General features: G+C 72.2%; 24 protein-coding genes. 12 read left to right on the top strand and 12 right to left on the bottom strand.

The window, feature by feature from the left end; translation table 11 throughout:
• The first annotated feature begins 34 nt into the window (after positions 1–34).
• Positions 35–430, top strand: coding sequence for a hypothetical protein (locus ETD85_RS18795; protein WP_138691028.1), 396 nt, complete (start codon positions 35–37; stop codon positions 428–430).
• Between the two features lie 62 nt (positions 431–492).
• Here ETD85_RS18795 and ETD85_RS18790 read toward each other — a convergent pair whose 3' ends face one another.
• Positions 493–1,389, bottom strand: a complete 897-nt coding sequence (locus ETD85_RS18790) for a hypothetical protein (protein ID WP_138691027.1) — start codon at positions 1,387–1,389, stop codon at positions 493–495.
• Positions 1,390–1,627: 238 nt separating this feature from the next.
• Complete coding sequence (locus ETD85_RS18785; protein ID WP_138691026.1) at positions 1,628–2,329, bottom strand: SRPBCC family protein; 702 nt, start codon at positions 2,327–2,329, stop codon at positions 1,628–1,630.
• A 126-nt stretch (positions 2,330–2,455) separates the two neighbouring features.
• On the opposite strand from ETD85_RS18785, the gene ETD85_RS18780 reads away from it, so the two are divergent.
• The 3 genes from ETD85_RS18780 to cydB all read left to right on the top strand — a co-directional run bounded on the left by ETD85_RS18780 (position 2,456) and on the right by cydB (position 5,808).
• Positions 2,456–3,376: a polysaccharide deacetylase family protein gene (locus ETD85_RS18780; protein WP_240779230.1), complete on the top strand. Its 921-nt coding sequence runs from the start codon at positions 2,456–2,458 to the stop codon at positions 3,374–3,376.
• Positions 3,377–3,569: 193 nt separating this feature from the next.
• Positions 3,570–4,913, top strand: coding sequence for a cytochrome ubiquinol oxidase subunit I (locus ETD85_RS18775; RefSeq protein WP_138691024.1), 1,344 nt, complete (start codon positions 3,570–3,572; stop codon positions 4,911–4,913).
• 10 nt (positions 4,914–4,923) lie between these two features.
• Positions 4,924–5,808 (top strand): cytochrome d ubiquinol oxidase subunit II, encoded by an 885-nt coding sequence (gene cydB / locus ETD85_RS18770; protein WP_138691023.1) that lies wholly within the window; start codon positions 4,924–4,926, stop codon positions 5,806–5,808.
• Positions 5,809–5,873: 65 nt separating this feature from the next.
• Here cydB and ETD85_RS18765 read toward each other — a convergent pair whose 3' ends face one another.
• From ETD85_RS18765 to ETD85_RS18720, 10 genes are all read right to left on the bottom strand, one after another.
• The gene (locus ETD85_RS18765) at positions 5,874–6,296 is read right to left on the bottom strand and encodes a hypothetical protein (RefSeq protein WP_138691022.1); all 423 of its coding nucleotides are present in this window, start codon (positions 6,294–6,296) and stop codon (positions 5,874–5,876) included.
• Positions 6,297–6,342: 46 nt separating this feature from the next.
• Positions 6,343–6,762 carry a hypothetical protein gene (locus ETD85_RS18760; RefSeq protein ID WP_138691021.1) on the bottom strand — a complete coding sequence of 140 codons (420 nt, stop codon included), beginning with the start codon at positions 6,760–6,762 and terminating at the stop codon, positions 6,343–6,345.
• Positions 6,763–6,794: 32 nt separating this feature from the next.
• On the bottom strand, positions 6,795–7,802 hold the full coding sequence (locus tag ETD85_RS18755) for a leucine-rich repeat domain-containing protein (RefSeq protein ID WP_138691020.1): 1,008 nt from the start codon (positions 7,800–7,802) through the stop codon (positions 6,795–6,797).
• Positions 7,803–7,820: 18 nt separating this feature from the next.
• Positions 7,821–10,178, bottom strand: coding sequence for an aerobic carbon-monoxide dehydrogenase large subunit (cutA, locus tag ETD85_RS18750; RefSeq protein WP_138691019.1), 2,358 nt, complete (start codon positions 10,176–10,178; stop codon positions 7,821–7,823).
• Entirely contained in the window at positions 10,175–10,651 is a 477-nt protein-coding gene (locus tag ETD85_RS18745) for a (2Fe-2S)-binding protein (RefSeq protein ID WP_138691018.1), read from the bottom strand. The genes cutA and ETD85_RS18745 overlap by 4 nt, the downstream gene beginning before the upstream one ends.
• A complete protein-coding gene (locus ETD85_RS18740) occupies positions 10,641–11,513 on the bottom strand; it encodes an FAD binding domain-containing protein (RefSeq protein WP_138691017.1) in 873 nt (290 codons plus the stop codon). The genes ETD85_RS18745 and ETD85_RS18740 overlap by 11 nt, the downstream gene beginning before the upstream one ends.
• Positions 11,510–12,940 carry a uracil-xanthine permease family protein gene (locus ETD85_RS18735; protein WP_138691016.1) on the bottom strand — a complete coding sequence of 477 codons (1,431 nt, stop codon included), beginning with the start codon at positions 12,938–12,940 and terminating at the stop codon, positions 11,510–11,512. Before ETD85_RS18735 ends, ETD85_RS18740 begins: the two co-directional genes overlap by 4 nt.
• A 143-nt stretch (positions 12,941–13,083) precedes the next feature.
• On the bottom strand, positions 13,084–14,430 hold the full coding sequence (locus ETD85_RS18730; RefSeq protein WP_206058395.1) for a uracil-xanthine permease family protein: 1,347 nt from the start codon (positions 14,428–14,430) through the stop codon (positions 13,084–13,086).
• A 112-nt stretch (positions 14,431–14,542) separates the two neighbouring features.
• Complete coding sequence (locus ETD85_RS18725; protein WP_138691015.1) at positions 14,543–14,746, bottom strand: RNA-binding S4 domain-containing protein; 204 nt, start codon at positions 14,744–14,746, stop codon at positions 14,543–14,545.
• Positions 14,747–14,757: 11 nt separating this feature from the next.
• Entirely contained in the window at positions 14,758–16,359 is a 1,602-nt protein-coding gene (locus ETD85_RS18720; protein WP_138691014.1) for a PucR family transcriptional regulator, read from the bottom strand.
• Between the two features lie 130 nt (positions 16,360–16,489).
• Here ETD85_RS18720 and ETD85_RS18715 point away from each other — a divergent pair, with 130 nt between their 5' ends.
• From ETD85_RS18715 to ETD85_RS18680, 8 genes are all read left to right on the top strand, one after another.
• A complete protein-coding gene (locus tag ETD85_RS18715) occupies positions 16,490–17,344 on the top strand; it encodes an oxamate carbamoyltransferase subunit AllH family protein (RefSeq protein ID WP_240779229.1) in 855 nt (284 codons plus the stop codon).
• Complete coding sequence (locus ETD85_RS18710) at positions 17,341–18,705, top strand: FdrA family protein (protein WP_138691012.1); 1,365 nt, start codon at positions 17,341–17,343, stop codon at positions 18,703–18,705. Before ETD85_RS18715 ends, ETD85_RS18710 begins: the two co-directional genes overlap by 4 nt.
• Positions 18,702–20,102: a YlbE family protein gene (locus tag ETD85_RS18705; protein ID WP_138691011.1), complete on the top strand. Its 1,401-nt coding sequence runs from the start codon at positions 18,702–18,704 to the stop codon at positions 20,100–20,102. Before ETD85_RS18710 ends, ETD85_RS18705 begins: the two co-directional genes overlap by 4 nt.
• 129 nt (positions 20,103–20,231) lie before the next feature.
• Positions 20,232–22,424, top strand: coding sequence for a serine/threonine-protein kinase (locus tag ETD85_RS18700; protein ID WP_138691010.1), 2,193 nt, complete (start codon positions 20,232–20,234; stop codon positions 22,422–22,424).
• A 49-nt stretch (positions 22,425–22,473) separates the two neighbouring features.
• Positions 22,474–23,046, top strand: coding sequence for a TetR/AcrR family transcriptional regulator (locus ETD85_RS18695; protein ID WP_138691009.1), 573 nt, complete (start codon positions 22,474–22,476; stop codon positions 23,044–23,046).
• A gap of 52 nt (positions 23,047–23,098) precedes the next feature.
• Entirely contained in the window at positions 23,099–24,298 is a 1,200-nt protein-coding gene (locus ETD85_RS18690) for a Cmx/CmrA family chloramphenicol efflux MFS transporter (RefSeq protein WP_138691008.1), read from the top strand.
• Entirely contained in the window at positions 24,295–25,128 is an 834-nt protein-coding gene (locus tag ETD85_RS18685) for an MOSC domain-containing protein (RefSeq protein WP_138691007.1), read from the top strand. The genes ETD85_RS18690 and ETD85_RS18685 overlap by 4 nt, the downstream gene beginning before the upstream one ends.
• Positions 25,129–25,213: 85 nt before the next feature.
• A complete protein-coding gene (locus ETD85_RS18680; protein WP_240779228.1) occupies positions 25,214–26,482 on the top strand; it encodes an MFS transporter in 1,269 nt (422 codons plus the stop codon).
• Positions 26,483–26,527: the final 45 nt, after the last annotated feature.

Raw genomic sequence — 26,527 nt, 5'->3', positions numbered from 1 at the left:
CCGGGAACCGTTCGAACGAAGAGAGGTCTGTGCTGTGAAGCTGCGCCATGCGGTGCTCGTGACCATCACCATCCTCGCGGCGGCGGCCCCGGCCGTCCCCGCGGCCGGCGCTGCCGGCGCCCGGGCGACCTGTGGCGTCCGGAGCGACAGGCAACTGATCTGCGGCAACGACGCCCCGGTCAAGCTCTGGGCGGGCTGGAAGGGTAAGCCGTCACCGGTGGGGTTCCGGGACAACCTGCTCAGCAACCCGAGCGTCTTCAAGTGCTGGGCCCGCGGCACCCCGCACGCCGGCGAGAACGACATCTGGTACTACGCGCAGGGTGACACGTACGGCAAGTGGGGCTGGCTGGGCGCCAACAACGTGCACACGAAGGACGACCCGCCGATCGGGATGGCCAAGTGCCGGGTGGACGCCGGCGGAAAACCCTGACGACCGCCGACGCGGGGGCTCAGCCGGCGGCCGGAGCGGGGGCCGGCCGCCGGGGCGGGCGCTCAGCCGGCGGCCAGCTCCTCCAGCCGGTACGGCAGGTAGGCCGAGTCGTCCACCAGGGCCGACGCGCCGCGCCACCAGCCGAACCACTCGCCGCTGCGCCACATCCAGTCGACCCGCTCGATGGCGGCCACCACGTCTCCGACCGTCGTCCACCGCTCGCCGAGCTGCTCGCGGGAGGCCCCGTGGCGCATCGCCCAGGCCCGCAGGATGCCCACGGCCGCCGATGGCACCTCGCGGGCGTAGGGGTCGGGGTCCTCGCCGGGCAGCCGGTGCGGCCCGAGCCCTGCCGCCACGCCCCAGCTCCACTGGGCCTCGGCCGGCCGCGAGTAGCGCAGGGAGTGGAAGTCGAGGTTGGACCCGAGGTCCTCGTCGGCCCGCCGGGTGACGACCGCGTCGAGCCGTCCTCCCGCGTCGAAGTGGACGACGAGCCGCTGCCCGGGTTTCACGCCCGGCGGCAGCTCGAAGCGGTCCTCGGCCTGCCAGGAGTTGAGATCGACCTGCGCGACGGGCTGACCCCAGAGATGGTCGGCGGCGTCGTCGGAGATCCACGCGGCCAGCATCTCCAGCGCGGTCAGGTCGGTCCACGGCTCGATCGCCACGGCCGTGCGCACGACCTCGTCAGGCGGCGGCAGCTTGCCGCCCCTGGGCCGCGTCCACCACTCCTCGCCCAGCTCGCGGGTGCCGACCAGCAGGGCGGCGATGGCGGCCAGCTCGGCCGAGCGCCTGGTGAGCGAGGCGCCGAGCGCGAGCTCCAGCGTGCGGCCGGTCCGCTCGACCCCGAGCACCGGCCGCACCGCGCCGATCAGTGTGTCGGCTGTCGGACGCTCCTCGCCCAGCAGGTTGCGTACGACTCGCCTGGCTTCCGTCCGCGCGTCTTCAGCGTGTGCCTGCCGCATACAGCCACGCTACGCCTGGAGATCCTTTTCCGCGAGAGTCCTGAACGCCACGCCAAAATGCCCTGATCACCCGAATTTTCGAGCGGCACGGCATATGCCGTCCGGGCCGGACTTCGCGACTCATCCCCAGGTGGCTCGCGCCCTCGGAAACCGGGGCCCCACGCCCTCGGAAACCGGGGCCCCACGCCCTCGGAAACCGGGGCCCCACGCCCTCGGAAGCCGGGGCCCGGCGCGCGTCCTAGGAGTGGCGGTGCCGGGATCCGCGTCCGAACAGCCAGCCCACCGCCGCTCCGGCGAGCGCGACCCCCGCGCCCATGCCGAACGACGCCAGCATCACCCACGGACGCGTCTCGGTGCGCTGCTTGGGCGGCCGCTCGTACACCGCAGCCGCCGCACCGGCCTCGGGACGCCCCTGGACCGCACCGGCCGGGCCGCTCTCGGCGGAGGCGCCGGGAGAGCCGGGGAACGCCACGGCCAGGTCGCCCTCAGCGGCGGGAGCCGCCGGGGCGCGCAGGTGCTCTTCGACCGCCGCGAAGAACTCCCCCGCCGTCCGCTTGGCCACCGAGCCCAGCATCCGCTGCCCGACCCCGCCGATCATGCCGCCGATCACCGCGTCGGCCTCGTAGTCCACCTGGGTGCCGCCGTCGGTCTCGCTCAGCCGTACGAGGACGGTGGCGTCCACCGTCCCCGGCGCGCCCTGGCCGCGCGCCTTGAGCGTGAAGGAGTCCGGCGCCAGCGGATCGGTCAGCGCGACCTCGCCCTGGTAGACGCCCTTGATCGAGGCCACGCCCGCGTTGACCGTCATCCGGTACGTGTCCGGCCCCGTCTCCTCCAGCCGCTCGCACCCCGGGATGGTGCGCACCAGCACCGCCGGATCCTGGAACGCCGCCCACACCCGGTCCCTCTGAACGCCGATCACGGCGCTGCCCGCCACTTTCATGTGGCCACTCTAAGCAGGTCCGACCAGGGGGATAAGGGCAACACCTGCCAGAGCGCGGGCCTGGCTTGCGGATCAAGGCTGGCAAGATGGTGCTCCATGCGCAGGGGGCCAAGCGAAGATCAGCAGGTGACGTCGGCGAGCCGCGCGGCCCTCCCGTCACGCGCGGAACAACAGCCGGGCGCGGCCCGGCGGGTGGGGAGGCGGCTGGCGGGCGCGGCGGGCGCGCTCGCGGTGGCGCTGGTGTCGGCCTGCTCGCCGGCCGGTACGACCGGGGCCGCCGAGACGTCCGGCTCCCCCTCGACCACCGCGACCCCGACGAGCACCCTCGGGACGCCGGCTCCCCAGGGCCCGCCCGGCGCGCGCCCGCGCAAGGGCGAGGTACGCCCGATCGGCCGCACCGGCCCGCTCCCGCCCGTGATCAGCTCCATCCCCACCAAGCGCAAGGTCGTCTTCCTGACCATCGACGACGGCTGGGAGCAGGACCCCGGCTTCGTCCGCCAGGTACGCGACCAGCGCATCCCCATCACCGCCTTCGCCATGCGCGACGCCGTGGAGGCCAAGGGCACCCCGGACGAGTCAGGCGGCCCCGCCCGATACGTCGGGGCCGGAAAATGGGGATATTTCCGGCAACTCCGGGACGCCGGCGTGCCCGTCGAGAACCACACCCTCACCCACCCCAACCTCCGCCTGCTCGGCTACGACGCCCAGCGCCGCGAGATCTGCGGCTCGGCCCAGCTCGTCAAGAAGGAGCTGGGCACCAGGCCGACGCTGTTCCGGCCGCCGTTCGGCAACTACAACACCGACACGCTGAAGGCCGCGAAGAGCTGCGGCGTGTCCTCGATCCTGCTCTGGACCGCCACCGTCCAGCCCGGCGGCAAGATCGCCTATCAGGTGCCGGACAAGAAGCTGCGCCCGGGCGACATCCTGCTCCTGCACTTCCGCCCCAACCTGGCCAGGGACTTCCGCATCCTGGTCGCCAAGATCAAGCGCAGGGGTTACGAGCTGGGCAACCTCCAGGCCTACCTGGACGCCGCCACACCCCGCTAGAAGTCCGTCCCCCGGCGTACGGGGGAATCAGCCCGGCGGGTGACGCGGCGGGCCCTCCGCGCACGGGATCCTCGGTACGCAGGAGCCAAGGGGAAGGGATGTGACCAAGGTCGCATCCCGTTGCTCTACAACGTGTAGTACTACTTCAAGTAGATAAACTACAGCTTGTAGAGCTCAGGAGTCGGCGGGGAACATGGACGCACTTGATCTGGCGCGGTGGCAATTCGGGGTGACCACCGTCTACCACTTTCTGTTCGTGCCCTTGACCATCGGTCTGGGCATCTTCGTGGCCGGCCTCCAGACGGCCTGGCACCGCACGGGCAAGGAGCACTACCTCAGGCTGACCAAGTTCTTCGGCAAGCTGTTCCTGATCAACTTTGCGATGGGCGTGGTCACCGGCATCGTGCAGGAGTTCCAGTTCGGGATGAACTGGAGCGAATACTCCACGTTCGTCGGCGACGTCTTCGGAGCGCCACTGGCCATGGAGGCGTTGCTGGCCTTCTTCATGGAGTCCACGTTCCTGGGGCTGTGGATCTTCGGCTGGGAGCGACTGCCGAAGAAGGTGCACCTGGCGTGCATCTGGGCGGCCGCCATTGGCTCCAATTTGTCGGCATATTTCATCCTTGCGGCGAACGCCTGGATGAAGCACCCCGTCGGCTACGAGGTCGTGGACGGCAAGGCCAGGATGACCGACCTGTGGGCCGTGCTGACCAACTCCACCGCGATCGCCCAGGTCCCCCACGTGATCGCGGCGGCGTTCGTCGTGGCGGGCGGGTTCGTGCTGGCCGTGTGCGGCTACCAGCTGCTGAAGACGCACGCCGGCATGTGGCGCGGCGCCGCGCGGGCCGCGCTGGTCATGACGGCGATCGCGGGGGCGGTCGTCGCCGGCACCGGCGACATGTCGGCCAAGCTCATGTACGAGCAGCAGCCCATGAAGCTGGCCTCCGCCGAGAGCCTGGAGCGCGACACGGCCGGCGCGCCGTTCAGCGTGGTCCCCGGCCTGGAGATCCCGAGCCTCCTCAGCTTCCTGTCCACCAACGACCCCAACGCCACCGTCCAGGGCACCGAGGACCTGCAGCGGCGCTTCGAGCAGCAGTTCGGCCCCGGCGACTACCGGCCGGACCAGGCGGTGGTGTTCTGGTCGTTCCGCATCATGATCGTCTTCGGGTTGGCCACGGTGGGCCTGTCGGTGCTCGGCCTCTGGCTCACCCGCCGGAAGCGGCCGTTCCCGTCCTGGCTGTCGCGGGCGATGCTGCTCGCCCTGCCGCTGCCGCTGCTCGCGGTGATCGCGGGCTGGCTGCTGAGCGAGATCGGCCGCCAGCCGTGGACGGTCGCCGGCGAGCTGCTGACCGCCTCCAGCGTCTCGCCCGGCGTGAGCCTGGCCGAGGTGGCCACCTCGCTGACGATCTTCACGCTCCTGTACGGCGGGCTCGCCGTCGCCGAGGTCGTGCTGCTGGCCAGGCACGTACGCCAGGGCGCCGAGGAACGCGACCCCGTCCCCGCGGCCGAGCAGCGCGAACCGTCGCTGATGTACTGAAGGAGTGGACATGATCGATCTGTGGTTCGTCCTCATCGCCTTCCTCTGGACCGGCTACTTCGTGCTGGAAGGCTTCGACTTCGGCGTCGGGATGCTGGCGCCGGTCGTGAGCAGGAGCTCAGCGGAGCAGCGGCAGAGCCTGGAGACCATCGGCCCGGTGTGGGACGGCAACGAGGTGTGGCTGATCACCGCCGTCGGCGCCATGTTCGCCGCCTTCCCCGCCTGGTACGCGGGCGTGTTCAGCGCGTTCTACCTGCCCGTGACGCTCATCCTGGTCGGGCTGATCGTGCGCGGCGTGGGCCTGGAGTGGCGCGGCAAGGTCCGCGACCCGCGCTGGTGCGACCTGGGCATCGTGATCGGCAGCGCGCTGCCGGCGTTCCTGTGGGGCGCGGTCTTCGCCGACCTGCTGTTCGGCAGCGCGCTCGCGGCCCTGGCCGGCGGCGCGTTCACGCTCGCCGTGTGCGCCCTGCACGGCGCGGTCTTCCTGACGCTGAAGACCACCGGGCGGGTCCGCCGCCGCGCCCGCACGGTGGCCATGACGGCGGGGGCCGTGGTCATCCCGGTGGCCGTACTGGCCCTGTCGAACCTGGGCACGCTGCCCGCGCTGGCCGCCATGGCGGGGCTGGCCGCGGCCACGGCGCTGATCTGGCGGCGCAGGGAGGGCTGGGCGTTCGCGGCCACGGCCGGCGCGATCGTGCTGACCACGCTTGCCGTGTTCATCGAGCTGCGGGCCCGGCCGCTGCCGGGGCTGACGCTGGCCGAGGCCGCCTCGGGGTCGTACACGCTGACGATGCTGAGCTGGATCGGGCTGATCGCGCTCCCGTTCGTGCTGGTGTACCAGGGATGGACGTACTGGGTGTTCAGGAAGCGGGTCCGGGCCGTCCCCGCCGGCTGACGGGCCCGCCGCACCTCGCGAGGGCCGGTGGCCGGGGCCCCCGCGGCCCCGCCGCCCGCGTCACGCTAGCCGACGACCTGCATCTTCTTGGTGCGGTGGTCGGTCAGGTGCAGGTCGCCGCCGAGCCGCTCCTTGAGCAGGTCGAGCACCTTCCGGCTGGACAGGACCGTCCAGAGGTTGCCGACCAGGTGCGGGTTGTACTCGGGTGCGGCGTCCATCCAGGCGTCCTTGCCCGCCTGGTTCCTGAACGTGGTCACGAAGAACTCGCCGTCCGGCGTCTTGCAGTACCCGGTGCGGATCTCCGCGGCGTTGACCTGCATGCGCGGCGAGCAGCCGACCTTGGCGGAGAGCTGCTCGACGGTCAGGGGCGCGGCGTTGACCTTCTGGTCCTTGCCTGCTGCGACATAGCCGCCCCCGCTCCCCGAGGAGCAGGCGGCGACCAGCCCGGCCAGCAGCGCGAAAGCGGCCAGACGTGGAAGTGTCGTCATGTGCGGAGGTACGCAGCCCCGGCCTCCCCGGTTCAGCGCGAAACGGTTAGTTCGCCGTCTGCATCTGGGAGGTCCTGTGATCGGTCAGGTGCAGGTCGCCGTTGAGCCGCTCCTGTAGCGCCTTGAGCACCTTCAGCGGGCCCAGGACCGTCCACTGGGGGCCGACCAGGTGCGGGTTGTACTCGGGAGCCCGATCCATCCACTCGTCCTTCAGCGCTTCCGTGGCGAAGGTGTTGACGAAGAACTCGCCGTCCGAGGTCTTGCAGTACCCGGTACGGAGCTCAGAGGCCTCGACCTGCATCTTCGGCTTGCAGCCGACCATGGTCGAGAGCTGTTCGACGGTGAGCGGTTTCACGTTCTTCTGGTCCTTGCCTGCTGCGACGTAGTCGCCCCAGCCCGCGGATGAGCAGGCGGCGACCAGCCCGGCCAGCAGCGCGAAAGCGGCCAGACGTGGAAATGTCGTCATGTGCGAAGGTACGCAGCCCCGGCCACCCCGGTTCAGCGCAGGATGACGCAGCCGCGCTCGCGCAGCCGCCGCAGCACCTCCGGCTCGCCGTCGAGCTTGTTCCACCGCAGGTCGAGCTTCTCCAGCGGCGGCAGTTGCGCCGGCAGCTCCCGCAGCCGGTTGTTGCGCAGATCGAGCTGCCTGAGCCCGGCGGGCAGCGTCTCCGGCAGCTCGCGCAGCACGTTGTTACGCAGGTCGAGCACGCGCAGCTCGGCCAGCTCCGCGATGGAGGCGGGCAGCCGGGACAGCCGGTTGCCCTGCGCGTGCAGCTCCCGCAGCCGGGCCAGGCCGCCGATCGACTCGGGCAGCGACTCCAGCCGGTTGCCGTAGAGCCGCAGCTCCACCAGCCCGGCCATGCGCCCGATCGACTCCGGCAGGCGGATGAGCCGGTTGTCGGTCAGATTGAGGTAGGCCAGCCGGTCCAGCCGCCCGATCGAGTCGGGGACCTCGGTGAACAGGTTGTCGCTGAGGTAGAGGTAGTCGGTCAGGCCGAGGTCGCCGAGCTCCGGAGGGATCGTCGTGAGCCGGTTGTGGCCCAGGTCGAGCATGCGGAGCCGGGTCAGCCCGCCGATGGCCGCGGGGATCTCGGTGAGCGCGTTCTCGGCCAGGTTGAGCGACTCCAGGCCGGTCGACTTCCACAGCGCGGCGGGCACGGCGCTCAGCCCGTTGCCACCGGCCGCCAGGTGCGTGAGCCCGGGGCCGAACCGGTCAGGGAGCGCGGCCAGGCGGTTGCCGTACGCGAAGAGGGTCGTCAGGCCCGGCGGGAGGGCCGGCAGGGCGGTGAGCTCGTTCCCGTCGAGGTGCAGCGCGCGCAGCGCGGTCAGGCCCGGCAGATCGGGCAGCGCGCGCAGGCGGTTGCCGTCGAGCCTGAGCTCCTCCAGCGAGGCCAGCCCGGCCACCCACGCGGGCACCTCGGTCAGCTCGTTCCAGGCCAGGTCGATGAGCCGGACGTCGTCGGGCACGGCGGGGAAGGCGGTCAGACCCGCGGCGGGGGCACGCATGCCGACGATCATCCCATGTCACTGCATGCCGGCACGCAACGCGAAGAGCTCGGACGGGGAGATGGGCATGCGGTCGATCTCGATGCCCTCCGCGTCCTCCAGGGCCGAGGCGATCACCGCGGAGACGGGGATCACGCCCGCCTCCCCCGCGCCCTTGATGCCGAGGGGGTTGAGCGGGGAGGGCGTCTCCAGGTGGGCGGTCTCGATGTGCGGGATCTCGGTGGCGTACGGCATGAGGAAGTCCATGAAGGAGGCGTTGACCAGCTGGCCGTGCTGGTCGTACACCATGCGCTCGTAGAGCGCGCCGCCGATGCCCTGGGCGACCCCGCCGTGGATCTGGCCCTCGACGATCATGGGGTTGATCAGCCGGCCGCAGTCGTGCACGACCGCGTACCGGACCACCTTGATCTCGGCGGTCTCCGGGTCGGTCTCGACGATCGCCGCGTGCATCCCCGAGGCGAACGTGGCCCTGATCGGCGAGTAGTAGTCGCGCCCCTCCAGCCCCGGCTCCTCGCCCTCGGCGACCGGCGGGCGGCCGGGGTCGGCGGTGCCGGCGAACTGGGTGGCCTTGGCCGTCTCCTCGTCGAAGGCGTAGCGCAGGGGGTTGGCCAGCACCGCGACCGTGGACAGCGGGATCGCGGCGGACGGCGTGCCGGCCACGTGCACCATCCCGTCGGCGATGTCCAGGTCCGCCGGGTCCGCCTCCAGCGCCTCGGCCGCGATGCGCAGCGCCTTGTCGCGCACTTTCCGGCAGGCCAGCGCGATGGCGTTGCCGCTGACGACGGCGGCCCTGGAGGCGAAGGTGCCCACCGCGTACCCGAACCTGCGGGTGTCGCCGGTGACCACGCTGACGCGCTCGACGGGCACGCCCAGCTCGGTGGCGGCGATCTGGGCGAACACGGTCTCGTGCCCCTGCCCCTGCGAGGTGAGCCCGGTGGACACGTGCACCCGGCCGTCGGAGGTGATCTGCACGTGCCCGCCTTCGTACGGGCCCACGCCGGTGCCCTCGACGTAGCAGCCGATGCCGATCCCCCTGCCGGGCCGCCGGACGTGCTCGTCCCAGCCGATCAGCTCCTTGAGCATGCGGAGCATCTCGGGGTAGTTCCCGCTGTCGTAGATCAGCGGCCGCCCGTCCTGGAACGTCATCCCCTGGTCGTACGGGAACTCCTCCGGCCCGATGAAGTTGACCTCGCGCACGGCGGTGCGGTCCCTGCCCAGATAGCGGGCGATCTTGTCCATCGTCCGTTCCATGCAGAACACGCCCTGCGGCCTCCCGGCCCCCCGGTACGGCGTGACCTGCACGGTGTTGGTGTAGACGGCGGTGAACTCGACGCGGTAGGCCCCGATCCGGTACGGCCCGAGCAACTGCGTGGAAGTCACGATGGGCACGATGATCCCGTACGGCGTGTAGGCCCCGTGGTCGTGCAGGATCGTCACGTCCAGCCCCAGGACCCGCCCGTCGTCGTCGAAGCCGACCCGGACGTGCTGGATCTGCGCCCGCTCGTGCGCCGAGGAGATGAAGTGCTCGCGGCGGTCCTCGGCCCACTTGACCTCGCGCCCGAGCGTCATGGCCGCCCACGGGACGAGCACCTCCTCGGGCCACGGGTGCACGATCTTCACCCCGAACCCGCCGCCCACGTCGGGCGCGATCACCTCGACCTGGGTCAGCGGCAGCCCCAGCGCGGCGGCCACGGCCATCCTGACGCTGGTCGAGGTCTGGGTGCTGGAGTAGACCCGCAGGTCGCGGCCGTCCCACCGGGCGTAGACGCCGCGTCCCTCCAGCGGCATGCTGGCGCTGCGCTCGATGTCGAGCCGGAAGGCGAGCGTGTGCGGCGCGGTCTCTATGGCCTCCCGCGCGCCGCGCCCGTCGGCCGCGGCGACCTCCTGCACGAGGTGCGCGCCCACGTTGCCCGGCACGTCCTCGTGCACGAGCTGGGCGCCCTGGACGGCCTCCGCCAGGCCGACGACCGGTTTGAGCGGCTCGTAGTCGACCTCGATGAGCCCGCAGGCGTCCTCGGCGGTGTACCTGTCGGCGGCCACGACCATGACCACCGGCTCGCCGACGTGCCTGACGACGTCCCTGGCCAGCGGGTAGGCGGTGCGCCCGTGGGTGAGCGCGGGATGCGGGATGAGCAGCGGCAGCGCCCGGCCGGCCCGCTCGGGCAGGTCCTCCCACGTGTAGATGGCGACGAGGCCGGGCACGTCGAGCGCGGGCGTCACGTCGATGTCGCGGATGCGGGCGTGCGCGTGCGGCGAGCGGACGAACGCCGCGGCCAGCGCGTCCTGTCCCAGGTCGTCGAGGAAGCGCCCCTGCCCGGTGAGCAGCCGGGGGTCCTCGCGCCGCGCCACGGGCTCGCCGAAGAGCCTGGTCGTCATGCTTCCTCCGCCAGCAGCTCGGCGGCCCGGTGTACGGCCTTGACGATGTTCTGGTAGCCGGTGCAGCGGCACAGGTTGCCCGAGATCCCTTCGAGCACCTCCTCGTGCGTCGGCGCCGGGTTGTCGCGCAGCAGCGCGGTCACCGTGCACAGGAACCCGGGCGTGCAGAACCCGCACTGCAGCCCGTGGCACTCGGCGAAGGCCCGCTGCACGGGCGACATCCGCTCGCCGTCGGCCAGCCCCTCCACGGTGGTGATCTCGCGCTCGTCCACGGTCACCGCGAACGTCAGGCACGAGCGCACCGGCTCGCCGTCGAGCAGCACCGTGCAGCAGCCGCAGACGCCGTGCTCGCAGCCCACGTGGGTGCCGGTCAGGCCCAGGTCGTGGCGCAGGCAGTCGGACAGCAGCCGCCGCGCCGGCACGCGTACGCGCCTGACCGTGCCGTTCACGACGAGCGTGATCTCATGCTCCACGGGCCGCCGCCCCCTCTCTCGCCGCGTTGCGCAGCGCCCGCTCGGCGAGCACCCCCACCAGGTGCCCGCGGTAGGCGGCCGAGGCGTGGACGTCGTCGTCCGGCTCGGTCCACGACCGCACGATCTGGGCCATCGCACCCCACTCGGCGGCGTGCGCGGGCGTGCCCGCGCACGCGCCGCTCAGGTCCACGACGACCGGCGTCGGCCCGACGCCGACGCAGGCGACCCTGGTGGCCTCGACCTGGCCGTCCTCGTCCAGCGTGACCACGGCGCAGACGCCGGCCAGCGCGTAGTCGCCGTGCCGCCTGGCCACCTCCTCGAACGCGCCGCCGGTCCGCGGGCCCAGCGCGGGGAAGAAGGCCGACACGGCCAGCTCGCCCGGCTCGGCCGCCGACTCCATCGGCCCGGTGAAGAAGTCTCGTGCGGCCACCTCGCGCACCACCTCGGCGGACCCGTCCCAGCGGGCGAGGCGGACGTGCCCGTCCAGCACGGCCAGCACCGCGGGCAGCTCGGCGGCCGGGTCGGCGTGCACGAGGCTGCCCACCACCGTCCCCCTGTTGCGGATCACCGGGTGCGCGACCAGCCGCAGCGCCCGCGCGAGCAGCGGGTGCGCGCCCGAGCGCTCCGCCTGCGCGTGCCTGACCAGCGCGCCCACCTCGACCCCGCCGCGCGTCGCGGCGATCGACTCCAGGCCGGCGACGCGGTTGATGTCGACCAGATGCCCGGGCGCGGCCAGCCGCATGTTGAGCATGGGGATCAGGCTCTGCCCCCCGGCCAGCACCTTCCCGCCCACCTCGGCGAGGGTCCGCAGCGCCTCGCCGACGTCGCGGGGCGCGTGGTACTCGAAGGGCGGCGGCTTCACCCGGGATCGCTCCTCGTCGGCTCCGGGACAGGCGCCGGCTCTTCGGCGCGACCGGCGATCGCGCGCAGCAGGTGATAGCCGCCCAGCACGACGATGGTGCCGAGCGCGATGCCTTCGAGGGTGAAGTCGCCCCCGATGAGATGCTGCACAGGTCCGATGGCGAGAATGATTCCCGCGCCGATCGGAACCATGTTGACCGGGTCGGCGAAGTTCACCCGGTTCTCGATCCAGATCTTGGCGCCGAGCAGGCCGATCATGCCGTACAGGATGACCGTGACGCCGCCCAGCACGCCACCGGGCGTCGCCGCGATCAGCGCCCCGAACTTGGGGCACAGCCCGAACAGGATCGCGATGATCCCCGCGATGTAGTAGGCGGCGGTCGAGTAGACCTTGGTGGCCGCCATCACGCCGATGTTCTCCGCGTACGTGGTCGTGGGCGAGCCGCCGACCGCGCTGGTGACCATGGTGCCGACGCCGTCGGCCAGCACGGCGCGGCCCACGTACGGGTCCACGTCGGTCCCGGTCATCTCGCCGACGGCCTTGACGTGCCCGATGTTCTCCGCGATGAGCGCGATGACCGCGGGCAGCACCAGCAGCACGGCCGAGGTCTTGAAGTCGGGGGCGTGGAAGCTGGGCAGCCCGAACCACGGGGCGTCGGCCACGGCGTCGAAGCTCACCCGGTCGTGCGGGAACGCGGTGGCCACGCAGTACGTGCCCTCCGCCGGGCAGGCCGCCCCGGCCGCGTCCCGCAGGTTGGCGCCGGGCAGGACGGAGGTGATCTGCCCCGCCGTCCGGTCCAGCACCCACGACAGCACGAACCCGGTCACCAGCCCGACCAGCACGCCGATCCGCCCGATGAACCCCTTGAACAGCACGATCACCAGGAACGTGACCAGCATCGTGACGAGCGCGACCCAGTGATCCTGCGGCCAGTAGACGTCCGCCACCACGAACGCCAGCCCGAACCCGATCAGCATCACCACCGCGCCGGTGACCACGGGCGGGAAGATGCGGTGGATGATCTGCACGCCGAGGAAGTGGATGGCCAGCCCGGCCAGCGCCAGCACGAACCCGGCGACCAGGATGGAGCCGGTCACGAGCGCGTCGGCGTTCGCGACGTCGCCGCCGGCCGCGGCCCTGATCGCGAACACCCCGCCCACGAAGGACGCGCTGGTGCCCAGGTAGCTGGGCACCTTCCCCTTCACGATCAGCAGGAACATGATCGTCGCGACGCCGGACATCATCACGGCGACGTTCGGGTCCAGCCCCATGACCAGCGGGAAGACGAACGTCGCGCCGAACATCGCGATCACGTGCTGCGCCCCGAACCCCACCATCCGGGGCCAGGTCAGCCTCTCGTCGGGCCTGACCACCTCGCCGGGGGCCAGATGCTTGCCGTCACCGTGTTTGGTCCATCCCACAACCATGAGAGCCCCTCTTGTACTGGGCCTTGCAACGGGCCGGCGGCACGTTCCGTTGCGGGCACATTAGGACCGCCGGCACGCTCCTACACGGGCATGATCTGCCAAATCTGCGCCCCGGACCAGAGGAACCCTCACGCACATGGGGCTCAGCCCTCCGGTGAGGGCGTCTCCGGGTGTGCCTCCTCGCGGCGGCGGCCCGCCCGCAGCAGGTGGTAGCCCAGCAGCAGGACGATCGTGCCGAGCGCGATCCCGCTCAGCGCGAACGTGCCGGTGATCGGGAACGCGACGGGGCCGACGGCGAGGATGATCCCCGCTCCGGTGGGCAGCAGGTTGACGGGGTCGGACAGGTCGACCCGGTTCTCGATCCAGATCTTGGCGCCGAGCAGGCCGATCATGCCGTACAGGATGGTCGTCACCCCGCCGAGCACGCCGTCGGGGGTGGCGGCGATCAGCGCCCCGAACTTGGGGCACAGCCCGAACAGGATCGCGATGATCCCGGCGATGTAGTAGGCGGCCGTGGAGTAGACCTTGGTGGCCGCCATGACGCCGATGTTCTCCGCGTACGTGGTCGTGGCCGCCCCGCCGACCGACGTCGCCACCACGGTCCCGACGCCGTCGGCCAGCACGGCCCGCCCCATGTAGGCGTCGACGTCCGCGCCCGTCATCTCCCCGACGGCCTTGACGTGCCCGACGTTCTCCGCGATCAGCGCGATCACCACGGGCAGCACCAGCACGATGGCGGAGACCTCGAAGACGGGCCCGTGCAGGCTGGGCAGCCCGATCCAGTCGGCCGCGGCGACGCCGTCCAGGTTGACCCGGAAGTGCTCGGTCACGTTGCCGGCGGCGTCGGGCGCGGAGATCTTCCCGCCCACGAGGTCCCACACCCACGACAGCACGAACCCGAAGACCAGGCCCAGCAGGACACCGATCCGCCCGAGGAACCCGCGCAGCAGCCCGATGAACACGAACGTCGCCGCCATCGTCAGCAGCGCCACCCACGGGTCCTTCGGCCAGTAGACGTCCGCCGCCACGTAGGCCATCCCGAAGCCGATGAGCATGACCACGCCGCCGGTGACGATCGGCGGGAAGATCCGGTGGATGACCTGCACGCCCAGCCGGTGGATGACGTATCCGCACACGGCCAGCACGAGGCCGACGGCGAGCAGCGCGCCGGTGACGGTCGCGTCGCCGCCGCCCGCCGCCCTGATGGCCGTCACCGCGCCCACGAAGGAGGCGCTGGACCCCACGTAACTCGGGATCTTCCCGCGCACGATGAGCAGGAAGAGGATCGTCGCGACGCCGGACATCATCACGGCGAGGTTCGCGTCCAGCCCCATGACCAGCGGGAAGACGAACGTGGCGCCGAACATCGCGATCACGTGCTGCGCCCCGAACCCCACCATCCGGGGCCAGCTCAGCCGCTCGTCCGGCTTGACCACCTCTCCGGGCGTCAGGCGCTTGCCATCGCCGTGCAACTTCCACCCGAACGCCACGAACCACCTCTATCTCCCGCCTGACCAGCGGGTATGTTCCCCATCAGATGTCGGAGAGCACAATAGAGGGTGGCGATCAGCCGCGGTGCGGTGGGCGGCGAGTAGGGGCGCGTCACTCCACCCGGATCGAGAACCCTTCGCCGCTGACGACCTGGCCCGACCGGATCTTGGCCCGCTTCCGCAGCTCGACCTCCCCGTCCACCATGACCATGCCCTCGGCCACGAGGTGCTTGGCCATGCCCCCGGTCTCGGTGATCCCGCAGTATTTCAGCAGGTCGCACAGGGGGATGTATTCGGAGCGCAGTTCGAAGTCCACGACTCCAAAGCCTAGATGCCCCGCATGCGCAGCACGTGCAGGGCCAGGGTCAGATTGAGGCGCAGGTGCGGGTCGTCGGTGAAGTTCCCGAGCAGGCGCTCCAGCTTCCCGATGCGGTAGCGCAGCGTGTTGTAGTGGAAGTGCAGCCGCCTGGCCGTCTCCGCCACGTTCAGGTTGGTCTCCAGGAGCACCTGGAGGGTGCGCCTGAGGTCGGCGTTCTCGGCGTCGTCGTCGGAGGCCAGCGGGCCCAGCGTCTCCCGTACGAACGCGTGCAGCTCCTCGGTGTCGTTCACCAGGGACAGCAGCCGGTAGACCCCGAGCTGGTCGAAGTGGGCCACCGCGCCGGGGCCGTGCAGCTGCCGCCCAACCCTGGCCGCCTTCAGCGCCTGCGAGTACGCCTCGGGCAGCGTCTCCGCCCGCGGGCTCGGCCGCGACGTCCCGGTCGAGAACGTCGCGGGCGGCACGTCGGCGAACGCCGAGGCGGCGTCCTTGGCCACCCTCGTCGCGTCGATCGAGGCGTCCACCACGGCCACCACCTCGTGCGAGAACCCCGCCACCGCCCCGCGCGGGTCGTGCCGCCGCATCGCCGCGGTCCAGCACGCCACCAGCCGGTCCTGCGCGCTGCGCTCGTCCCCCTCCGGGTCGAGCTCGGCCACCAGCACCGTCACCGGCCGCGACAGGTCCCACCCGAACGCCCTGGCCCTGGTCGTCACCCGCTCGGCCGTGCCCGCCCGCCCGGTGAGCACGTCGCGCAGGAAGTCGGCCCGGTATTTGCTCTCGACGGCGTTGACCGCCTCCTGCCGGGTGACCACGAGCGCGGCGACGGTGGCGGCGCGCTCGAGGATGCCGACGTCGCTGTCCCTGATGGCCCCCGACGCGCTGTAGGCGACGATCCTGCCGTGATGGTGCCCGCCGGCCAGCACGGGCACCGACGCGAACGCCCGCAGCCGCCCCCCGGCGGGCGACGACGGCGGCCCCTCGCGGGTGATCGACTCGCGCAGCACGGCGACGTGGCCGTCGGCCCCAGCGGTGGCCAGCACCCGGCCGGAGCCGTCCACGGCCGCCACCGACACGTCGAGCAGCTGCGCCACCTCGGCGGTGACCTCGTTCAGCCCGCCGCCGGCCAGCACCACCTGGACCAGCGCCCGGTGCGCCTCCTCCGCGCGGGCCAGCACGGCGGCCTGCCGGTTCAGGATGTCGGTGAGCACCTGGTTGAGTATGTCGTCGAAGCCGACGTCGTTCGGCAGCAGGATGAGCGGGAAGCCGAGCCGGTCGGCCTGCTCGACCATCTCGCCGGGCAGCTCGTCCACGTACCGGCCCAGCTTGATCGCCAGCGCGGCCAGCCCGCGCTCGTCCAGGTCGGCCACCAGCCGGCCGAGCGACTGCGGCGTGTTGCGCAGTGGGTAGCCGGTGGTCAGCAACAGCTCGTGCGGCTTGACCCAGGCCAGGATGTCGGGGACCTCCATGACGTTGAGCCGCTGCACGATGCGGCCCAGCCCGCTCTCCCCCGCGATGAGCCTGGCGTCCGCGAGCGTCGAGACGCCGAGCACCTCTCCGACGGACACTCCGTGAATGATCGTTCCGGTGCTCGCGAGACGGACTGGGGGCTCCATGGGGAAATTGTGACCCCAGAAGCCGTCTGTCAGGAAGAGCCAACCTTCCCGCTGACTGTTGGCAAATTTACCCGTACGGAGGGTTCCCGGCCCGTTCTACGGTCAGGTCCAAGGTCGGATGGGAGGTCCGGTGACCGTCAGTACTCATGCGCGGCGTGCCCGCATCCACGTCACGGGCGCGGCCAGCGCGGCGGTCCGTCCCGTGCTGGAGGGGTCCCGTCGCCCGGCGCGCGTGCTCGCCGCGTTCCCCGCGGGGGTGTACCTGGAGGTCAGGACCGAGTTGGAGCCTTCGGTGCTCGCCGTCATCACGGGCGCGGCCACCCGGCTGCCCAACTCCGTGCTGCTGGCCGGCCCGCTGCCGCACGTCACGGTGGGTGACGACGCCTCGGTGGGCGACCGCGCCATCGACCTGGGCTCACTCAGCCTGAGCGTGCGCCGCTGGTGGGACCCGGCCCCGCCGCTGGGCCGGACCGACCGGGCCCGCCTCGAACACGCCGCCGCCTGCCTCGGCGACCCCCCGGACCCGGGGCTGTCCGGCAACGGGGCGGTCGAGATGCTGGCCGGCAGCTGCGCCGAAGGCTGGCTGCTCGGCGCGGTGACGGCGGCGGAGCAGCTCGTGGGCCTGGGGCCCGGGCTCACGCCGAGCGGCGACGACGTCCTGGCCGGGCTGCTGGTGACGCTGCGGCACCTGGGCGCGGCGGCCGGCGCGGACCGGGCGATCTGGCTGGCCGACTGGCTGGCGGCGACCGTCACGTTCGACGCGCGCACGCGGACGACTCCCCTGTCGGCCACGCTCCTGCACTGCGCGGCCAGGGGCGAGGCCAGCCCCGAGGTCATCGCGGTGCTGCGCGGCATCACCGGCCGGCAGGCACTCGAACCAGCCCTGCGCCGCCTGCACCGCCTGGGCCACACCTCGGGCTCGGACCTCGCCCAGGGCGTCGGCATCGGCCTGGCCGCGGTCCTGTCCCTGAGCGGGCCCCGATGAGCCGGGAGCTGGTCCTGGTACGCAGGGGCGCGTACTACGACTCGGTCACCCTCATGCGGGTCAGCCGCGCGCTGACCGAGCTGCCCGGCGTGGAGGCGGCCATGGTCGCGATGGCCACCGAGCTGAACGTCTCCGTCATCAGGGATCTGGGCTTCACCGTCCCCGAGGCCGGCTCGGGCGACCTGCTGATCGCTCTGCGGGCCGGCGACCCGGAGGCGGCCGTGGCGGAGGCGGACCGGCGGCTGAGCGGGTTCCAGCCGCAGGAGACCGCGTCGGAGCAGCCGCCGCTGACCACCTTCTCGGCCGCCCGGGCCTCCGGGACCCCGGCCGACCTGGTCCTGGTCTCGGTCCCCGGCGAGCACGCCTTCGCCGAGGCGCTGGACGCGATCCAGGCCGGGCTGCCGGTCATGATCTTCAGCGACGGCGTCTCCGTGGCGCGGGAGCGGCGGCTGAAGGAGCTGGCGGAGGAGAAGGGCGTCCTGGTGATGGGCCCCGACTGCGGCACGGCGGTGATCGGCGGCGTGGGCCTCGGCTTCGCGAACGTCCTCGCGCCCGGCCCCGTCGGCGTGGTGGCCGCCTCCGGCACCGGCGCCCAGCAGGTGACCTGCCTGCTCGACTGGGCGGACACGGGCGTCAGCCACGTGCTCGGGGTGGGCGGCAGGGACCTGTCGGCCGAGGTCGGCGGCCTGTCCACGCTGCACGCCCTGCGCCTGCTCGACGAGGACCCGGCCACCGAGCTGATCGTGCTCGTCTCCAAGCCGCCCTCCCCCGAGGTGGCGCGGACGGTGCGCGCGGCCGAGGAGCGGCTGCGTACCCCGGTGGTGCGGGCGCTGCTCCAGGAAGGGGCGCCGGACCTGACCGAGGCGGCCGAGCAGGCGCTGCGCGCGCTGGGCAGGCCCGTGCCCGAGTGGCCGGCCTGGCCCGCCTGGACGGGCAGGAGCGCGCCGCACAAGACGATCAAAGGTCTGTACGCCGGGGGGACGCTGAGCGTGGAGGCCGCCCGGATCGTCGGCGCGGTCGCCGGCCAGGGCGACTTCGTCGACTACGGGGACGACGCGTACACCAGGGGCAGGGCGCATCCGATGATCGACCCGACGCTGCGCGTGGAGGCGCTCTCCCGCGCCAGGGAGACCGAGGTGGTGCTCATGGACGTCGTGCTGGGCCACGGCGCCGACCCCGACCCCGCCGCCTCGCTCGCCCACGCCGTCGCCCGCACCCCCGCCACCGTCGTGGTCGCCCTCGTCGGCACGGAGGGCGATCCCCAGGACCTGCACCGCCAGGCCGCCGCCTTCCGCGAGGCGGGCGCGGCCGTCTTCACCTCCAACGCCCAGGCCGCACGGCACGCCAGGAGCCTGATGTGACCCGGTCCTCTCCGCTGCTGTCCGCCGGGCCCCGCGTCATCACGGTCGGCGCCGGCCTGCTCGACGAGGCGCTCAAGGCGCAGGCCGTGCCGACGACGCCGGTGTCCTGGCGGCCGCCGCTGCCCGGCACCGCCGAGGCCCTGGCCACGGTGCTCGCCGACCCGCGCAGGCAGGCCGCCGACGAGCTGGCCGTGCGCAGGCTGACCTCCGCGCGCCCGCACCTGGTCGGGGTGCGGCGGGCGTCGGAGGTGCTGGCCGACGGGACGTTCCTGCACGCGGGCCCGCCCATCGAGTGGGAGCGCGCCTCGGGCCCGATGCGCGGCGCGCTGATCGGCGCGATGCTGCTGGAGGGCCTGGCGGGCGACGCGCGGGACGCGGAGCGCGAGCTGGCGGCGGGCGCGATCGCGTTGCGGCCCTGCCACGAGCACGGGGCCGTGGGCCCGATGGCCGGCGTGGTGAGCCCGTCGATGTGGCTGTTCGAGGTGCGTGACGAGGAGCACGGCGGCACCGCGTACTGCTCGCTGAACGAGGGGCTGGGCAAGGTCCTCAGGTACGGCGCGTACGGGCCCGAGGTCCTGGAGCGGCTGCGCTGGATGGACGAGGTGCTCGGGCCGGCCCTGGCGGCGACGCTGGAGCGCACGGGGCCGATCGACCTGCGCGCGCTGATGGCGCAGGCGCTGCAGATGGGCGACGAGTTGCACAACCGCAACCGCGCCGCCACCTCGCTGCTGCTGCGCGAGCTGGCCCCCGACGTGGTCGAGGCCGCTCCCGACGCCGCCGCGCAGGTGCTGCGCTTCATCAACGGCAACGACCACTTCTTCCTGAACGCCGGCATGGCCGCGGCCAAGGTCAGCACCGACGCCGCCCGCGACATCCCCGGCTCCTCCATGGTCGTCGCCATGGCGCGGAACGGCACCGACTTCGGCGTGCAGGTGTCAGGGCTGGGCGGGCGCTGGTTCACCGGGCCTGCGGGGGTGCCCGACGGGCTCTATCTCGGCTCGTACGGCCCGCAGGACGCGAACCCGGACATCGGCGACTCGACGATCACCGAGACGTCGGGGCTGGGCGGGTTCGCGATGGCGGCCTCACCGGCCATCGTCCGGTTCGTCGGCGGCGAGGTGGCCGACGCCGTGCGCGCCACCCGTTCCATGTACGAGATCACGCTCGCCGAGCATCCGGCCTACCAGATTCCCGGTCTCGGCTTCCGCGGCACGCCGGTGGGGATCGACATCACACTCGTGGCGCGGACAGGCGTGCTGCCCGTCGTCAACACCGGCATCGCGGGCCGCCTCGCCGGAACGGGACAGGTGGGTGCGGGCCTGGTCAAACCGCCGCCTGAGGCGTTCATCAGCGCTTTGCTGGCGCTCGCCGCCGCAGTAAGTGATCCATTTGAATAGCGACATATCTGCACGTCAGGAGCATTGTAAGCGGGCACCAACTTCCATTACCGATTTCGCGCCGATATCGTATCGAACCTCATAATCTCGTAGTAGCACGTGACGGATGAGGCGAATGGGGGCGGGATCATGGCAGCCGACCGCTTGCTCAGCGGGCCCGGCCCGGAGGGTGGTGCCCCGAGCGGCGCTCCGCAGAGCCAGGGCCGTCTGATAGGCAGGCGCTACCGCCTGATGTCGCCGGTCGGCAGGGGCGGCATGGGCATGGTGTGGCACGCCCACGACGTCCTGCTCGACCGGGACGTGGCGGTCAAGGAGCTGATCCTCCCCTACGGGCTCGATCACGCCGGCAAGCAGGTGGCGCACCGGCGCATGCTGCGCGAGGCCAGGTCGGCCGCGCGGCTGACGCACCCCGGCATCGTGACCGTGCACGACGTGGTCGAGGAGGACGGCCGTCCCTGGATCGTGATGGAGCTGGTCCGCGCGTGGTCGCTGGAGCAGGCCGTACGCCAGAGCGGGCCGCTGCCGGTGATCCAGGCGGCCGAGATCGGCATCAGGGTGCTCGACGCGATCAGGCACGCGCACGCCGCCGGGATCCTGCACCGTGACATCAAGCCCGGCAACGTGCTGCTGACCTCGGACCGGGTGGTGCTGACCGACTTCGGCATCGCCGCCATCGAGGGCGACGTGACGATCACGCAGACCGGGCTGCTCATGGGCTCGCCGGCGTACATCCCGCCGGAGCGCCTGTCCGGGCAGGCGATCACGCAGGCGGCCGATCTGTGGTCGTTCGGCGCGACCCTGTACGCCGCCGTCGAGGGGCGACCGCCGTACGAGGGGCCCGATCCCGTCGCGGTGCTCGGCTCCGTGCTCACCCAGGAGCCGATCACGCCGCAGCGGGCCGGCTCGCTCATGCCGGTGATCGAGGGCCTGCTGCGCAAGAACCCGGCGGAGCGGCTCACCTCGACGCAGGTCATCGAGATGCTGGAGGCCGTCCTGCGCGCGCACGGCTCCGCCCGGCCGCGCGCTCCCGAGACGCTGCCCAGCCAGGCCGACCCGACGCCGGCCGGGCTGCTGCCGCCGCTGGACACCCCGTCGGGGCCGATGCCCTCGCGGATCGTGGAGACGCCATCGGGCCCGGTACGCGTGCCGTACGACCCGGCGAGCAGCCCTTCGGGCGGCTACTCGATGCCGTACGACGGCCTGACGAGCCCGTCGGGCAGCCACCGGACCGACCAGCTCGCGCAGCCACCCGGCGGCTTCGAGGCGTTCGGCGGCCCGTCGGGCCCGCAGCCCATGCCGCCGCCCGGCGGGCACCCGCTGAACAGCCCCTCAGGCGGCCACCCGTTGAGCAGCCCGTCAGGTGGGCACCCGCTGAGCAGCCCGTCCGGTGGACATCCCCTGGGAAGCCCGTCTGGGCCTCATGCCCAGCCGCCGTTCGGCGGCCCGCCCGCGCCGCACCGCATCGCGAACGACTCCCACGACGACCTGGACTCCCCCACCGGCCCGCGTCCCCAGCCGATCCTGCCGCTCACCACCGACAGCCGCGCCTCCTCGGCCGCGACGCCGTGGCCGCTGGCCTCCGCCGACGACCTGCGCGACCAGTCGCGCGACCTGGCGCAGGACATCGGGCACAACCGCCTGCTGTCGCTGCCCGACGCGGCCCCGCGCACGGGGCGGAGCAGGCGCAGGCCGGACGAGGACGAGGGCCCCTGGACGCGCGACGGCCGGCCGACCCCGCTCACGATCATCAGCGCCGTCGTGGCGGTGGCCGTCGTCGTGGGCGCCGTCGTGATCATCATGTCGGGCGGCTCACCCCAGGTGACGCCGGTCAGCGCGCCGCTCTCCTCCGAGAGCGTCACGACTCCCGAGCGCACCGAGGCGGTCGCCGCGCCCGAGGGCTACAAGGAGCACGCTCCGGCCGGGTTCGCCGCCGCGGTGCCCGCCGACTGGAAACTGGCCGCCTCGGGCGACAAGGCCACGTTCAACGGCCCCAAGGACTCCGGCATGCGGATCCTGGTGGAGCCGGCCACGCCGCAGGCCGACGGCGGGCTGGCCGAGCTGGGCAAGCAGGAGGCCGCGGGCGGCGTGGAAGGCTACATCCAGGTGCAGCTCCAGGCCGTGGACTACCGCAACTGGCAGTCGGCCGACTGGGAGTACACCTACACGACGCCCAACGGCGTCCCGATGCACGCGCTGACCCGGTACGTCACGATCGACGACAAGTCCGCGTTCAAGATCACGTTCGACCTGCCCGAGCTCAAGTGGGACGACCAGGCCGACACCCGCAAGGTCTTCCTGGACACCTTCCGCCACACGGCGTGATCCTCCGCGTTTTGTGGTGATCAGTCCAAAATATGCTACGTTGCAGGGCATGGCACGACCGAGGAAGTTCGATGAGGACCGGGCGATCGAGTCGGCCATGCGCGCGTTCTGGACCGCCGGCTACGAAGCTACCTCGACCCAGGACCTGTGCACGGCCACCGGCCTGGGCCGCAGCAGCATCTACAACACCTTCGCCAGCAAGCACGACCTGTTCGAGAAGGCCCTGCGCCGCTACATGGACGAGCGCAACGCCGCGCTCGCCGAGCTGATGGACGGCGACCTCCCGGTCGGGGAGAAGGTGCGCACGGTCCTGTGGTGGGCGGTCGATCCCGAGCCCGGCGACCCGGCCGGGTGCCTGGTGGTCAACTCGCTGGTCGAGCTGGCCCCCCGCGACCCCGAGGTGGCGGAGCTGCTGCGCCGCGACCACGGCAGGCGGCTGCGGATGCTGCGGGAGGCGTTCGAGCTGGCCCGCTCGCGCGGCGAGCTCGGCGCGGAGCAGGACCCGCAGGCCCTGGCCCACTTCGTCGTCGCCACGGTCAGCGGCCTGCGGGTGGCCGCCCGCGGCGGCGCGGACCGCCCCGCGCTCGAATCGATCGCGCGAACCGCGCTGAGCGTCTTCTGACTTTTCCATGCCCTCGTTTTGAACTGATCAATCTAAAATTTGGAGGGGCGCCATGCCGTTGGCGGTCTACATACTGGGTCTCGCGATCTTCGCTCAAGGCACCTCGGAGCTCATGCTGGCGGGACTGCTCCCGGAGCTGGCCGCCGACCTGGGGGTGTCCGTGCCCGACGCGGGCCTGCTGATCTCGGCGTTCGCGATGGGGATGCTGGTCGGCGCGCCGGTGCTCGCCGTCGTCACGTTGCGCTGGCCCCGGCGTACGGCGCTGCTGACGTTCATGGGGATCTTCGCCCTGTCGCACGTCGTGGGCGCGCTGACCACGAGCTACGGCATGCTGTTCGCCACCCGCGTGGCGGGCGCCTTCGTCTACGCCGGGTTCTGGGCCGTGGCGGCGACCACCGCGATCGGCCTGGTGCCTCCGAACGCCCGCGGCAAGGCGATGAGCGTGGTCGCCGGCGGGCTGACCGTCGCCACCATCCTCGGGCTGTCCCTGGGCACGGTCATCGGCCAGCACCTCGGCTGGCGGGCCGCGTTCTGGGCGGTGGCCGCGCTGTCGGTGCTCGCCGCGGCCGGGGTCTGGGCCACCATCCCCGGTGGCCGGCCGGAGCACGCGGCCACCCCGCGCCTGTCCGCCGAGCTGCGCGCCATGGCCGCCCCCAGGCTCTGGCTCTCGTACGGCACGACCGCGCTGACCACCGGCGCGCTGCTGGCCTCCTTCAGCTACCTGAGCGCGATGCTCGTCGACACCACGGGCATCGAGTCCGCCTGGGTGCCCGCGGTGCTGGCGCTGTACGGCGCCGGCTCGCTGATCGGGATCACGATCGGCGGCAGGAGCGCCGACGCCCGGCCGTTCCTGTCCCTCTACACCGGGGTCGCGGGCCTGATCGTCACCTCGGCGGCGCTGGCGATGGGCGCGTCGGCCGCGGCGGTGGCCGTGCCGCTGATCTTCCTGCTCGGCGCGTTCGGCTTCGCCACCAACCCGGCGCTGAACACCCGCGTCTTCGCCCTCGCCAAGGACGCCCCTACGCTGGCCGCCGCCGTGAACGTGTCCTCCTTCAACGTCGGCATCACCATCGGCCCCTGGCTGGGCGGGCTGGCCATCGGCGGGGGTTTCGGCTACCCGTCCGTCGCCTGGGTCGGGGCCGCGATCGGCGTCGTCTCACTCGGCACGATCGCGCTGTCCGCGGGCCTGCAGCGCAGGGCGTCCGCAGTCGCCGGAGCAGCGGAGGAGATTGGGATACGGTCGGCCGTATGAAGCTCGCGAGCATCCACTATTACCCCGTCAAGTCCGCCGCGGGACACGACGTTCACGAGGCTGAGGTGCAGCCTTGGGGGCTGGCCGGCGACCGGCGCTACCTCGTCGCCGACGAGCGCGGAGCCGTCCTCACGGCCCGCGACGAGCCGAGACTGCTGGCCTGCCTCCCTCTGCTCGACGGGGACACGCTGACGCTGACCGGCCCGCACGCCGAGCCGCTGCGGATCGCCCGCGCGTCCGAGATGCCCGCGGCGTCCGCGATGTCCACCGTGGACGTGTGGGGCACGCCGGTGGAGCTCACCGACTGCGGCGACGACGCCGCGCGGTGGCTGTCGGAGCTGGCCGGGCGGCCGGTCCGGCTCAAGTGGCTCGACGACCCGCGGCGCCGCCCGGTCGATCCCGCCTACGGCACGCCGGCGGACCGGGTGAGCCTGGCCGACGCCTATCCGCTGCTGCTCACGTCGAACGCCTCGCTCGCGCAGCTCAACGACTGGATCGCGGAGGGCGCCGTGGAGCGCGGCGAGGAGGTGCCCGCGCCGCTCCCCATGCGCAGGTTCCGGCCGAACGTGGTGATCGACGACGTCGGCACGCCGTTCGCCGAGGACGAGTGGAAGCAGGTGCGCATCGGCGAGGTGACGTTCCGCGTGACCAAAGGCTGCGATCGTTGCGTGCTGACCACCGTCGACACCGCAACCTACACAAAGGGCAAGGAGCCCATCAGGACCCTCTCCGTACACCGCAAGTGGGACGGCAAGGTGTGGTTCGGGATCAACTTGATTCCGGACGGGCCGGGCCGGATCGCGGTGGGAGATCCAGTCGTCATTCTCTGAAATATCGCGAAAAAACTTCATTCCCAATTAAAAAGGGCGGTTGTCCCTTTTGGGGTGATGTCGGGGGCTATGGGAGACTTCACCCGTGACCAGCGCCCCCACGAAACCCGCTGCCTCGGCCCCCGACCGTATTGCCGTCATCCAGCGCCGCACCCTGGGCGTCCTGGCCGCGGCGCAGATCGTCGGCGGCGTGGGAGTGGCCGTCGGGCTGGCGCTCAGCTCGGTGGTCGTGGACGAGCTGTCGGGCTCCACGGTGATCAGCGGCTTCGCCGGGACGGCCACCGTGCTCGGCGCGGCGCTGCTGGCACTGCCCACGGCCAGGGCGTCGGGCAGGGGCGGCCGGCGCGCGGGCCTGACGCTGGCCTACCTGGCGGCGCTCGGCGGCTGCGCGATCTCCGTGGCCGCGATCAGCCTGCACAACTGGCCGTTGCTGCTGGCCGGGCTGGTGCTGGTGGGCGGCGGCAGCGCGGGCAGCCTGGCGGCCCGCTACTCGGCCACCGACCTGTCGCCGAAGGGACGCGCGGCCCGGCATCTGTCCCTGGTCGTGTGGGCCTCCACGATCGGCTCCGTGGCCGGCCCCAACCTGGCCAAGCCCGCCGACCAGATCGGGATGCGGCTGGGGATGGTGGAGAAGGCGGGGCCGTTCGCGTTCTCCGCCCTGGCCTTCGCCGTGGCGATGGCCATCATCATGGTGTTCCTGCGCCCCGACCCGCTCAAGCTGGCCCGCGAGCTGGACGGCGGCGAGAGCACCGTGACCGGGCGGACCTCGACGATCCGGACCGCCTGGCAGACGCTGCGCACCACCCCGATGGCCCGCCGGGCGCTCATCATGATCGCGACCAGCCACACGGCCATGGTGTCCGTCATGTCCATGACCCCGGTCAAGCTCCACCACGACGGCTCGAACCTGGACGTCATCGGCCTCGTGATCAGCCTGCACATCGCCGGCATGTACGTGCTGTCGCCGGTGGTGGGCTGGCTGGCCGACAAGGCGGGCAAGGTGCCGGTGCTGGTGCTCGGCATGGGGCTGCTCCTGAGCGCCAGCGCCCTGGCCGGCACGGCGGGGCACCGGGTCTGGCAGGTGACGGCCGCGCTGGTGCTGCTCGGGCTGGGCTGGTCCTGCGGCCTGGTGGCCGGCTCCGCCCTGGTCACGGAGTCGGTCCCGATCGAGCGGCGCGCGGCCGTCCAGGGTCTGTCGGACCTGCTGATGAACGTCTGCGGCGCCACGGGCACGATCGTCGCTGGCGCCATCGTGGGCGTGCTGGGCTACGGGGTGCTCGGCCTGGTCGTCGGCATCATGGTCGCGGCGGCCGGCCTCTGGCACACCGCCGTCTGGCGCCGCACCCCAGCCTGACCCATCCGACCCCACTCCACACCCGACCACCACCCGCCCTCACAC

The organism is Nonomuraea zeae, from assembly GCF_005889725.1.
Taxonomy (GTDB): domain Bacteria; phylum Actinomycetota; class Actinomycetes; order Streptosporangiales; family Streptosporangiaceae; genus Nonomuraea; species Nonomuraea zeae.
This window is presented reverse-complemented; position numbering and strand designations above follow the sequence as displayed.

What these genes read in the sequence shown, in the direction of transcription:
- ETD85_RS18790 (WP_138691027.1), bottom strand. Translation starts at nt 1,389, where the DNA reads ATGCGGCAGGCACACGCTGAAGACGCGCGGACGGAAGCCAGGCGAGTC.
- ETD85_RS18785 (WP_138691026.1), bottom strand. Translation starts at nt 2,329, where the DNA reads ATGAAAGTGGCGGGCAGCGCCGTGATCGGCGTTCAGAGGGACCGGGTG.
- ETD85_RS18775 (WP_138691024.1), top strand. Translation starts at nt 3,570, where the DNA reads ATGGACGCACTTGATCTGGCGCGGTGGCAATTCGGGGTGACCACCGTC.
- cydB (WP_138691023.1), top strand. Translation starts at nt 4,924, where the DNA reads ATGATCGATCTGTGGTTCGTCCTCATCGCCTTCCTCTGGACCGGCTAC.
- ETD85_RS18765 (WP_138691022.1), bottom strand. Translation starts at nt 6,296, where the DNA reads ATGACGACACTTCCACGTCTGGCCGCTTTCGCGCTGCTGGCCGGGCTG.
- ETD85_RS18760 (WP_138691021.1), bottom strand. Translation starts at nt 6,762, where the DNA reads ATGACGACATTTCCACGTCTGGCCGCTTTCGCGCTGCTGGCCGGGCTG.
- ETD85_RS18755 (WP_138691020.1), bottom strand. Translation starts at nt 7,802, where the DNA reads ATGCGTGCCCCCGCCGCGGGTCTGACCGCCTTCCCCGCCGTGCCCGAC.
- cutA (WP_138691019.1), bottom strand. Translation starts at nt 10,178, where the DNA reads ATGACGACCAGGCTCTTCGGCGAGCCCGTGGCGCGGCGCGAGGACCCC.
- ETD85_RS18735 (WP_138691016.1), bottom strand. Translation starts at nt 12,940, where the DNA reads ATGGTTGTGGGATGGACCAAACACGGTGACGGCAAGCATCTGGCCCCC.
- ETD85_RS18720 (WP_138691014.1), bottom strand. Translation starts at nt 16,359, where the DNA reads ATGGAGCCCCCAGTCCGTCTCGCGAGCACCGGAACGATCATTCACGGA.
- ETD85_RS18710 (WP_138691012.1), top strand. Translation starts at nt 17,341, where the DNA reads ATGAGCCGGGAGCTGGTCCTGGTACGCAGGGGCGCGTACTACGACTCG.
- ETD85_RS18700 (WP_138691010.1), top strand. Translation starts at nt 20,232, where the DNA reads ATGGCAGCCGACCGCTTGCTCAGCGGGCCCGGCCCGGAGGGTGGTGCC.
- ETD85_RS18695 (WP_138691009.1), top strand. Translation starts at nt 22,474, where the DNA reads ATGGCACGACCGAGGAAGTTCGATGAGGACCGGGCGATCGAGTCGGCC.
- ETD85_RS18690 (WP_138691008.1), top strand. Translation starts at nt 23,099, where the DNA reads ATGCCGTTGGCGGTCTACATACTGGGTCTCGCGATCTTCGCTCAAGGC.
- ETD85_RS18685 (WP_138691007.1), top strand. Translation starts at nt 24,295, where the DNA reads ATGAAGCTCGCGAGCATCCACTATTACCCCGTCAAGTCCGCCGCGGGA.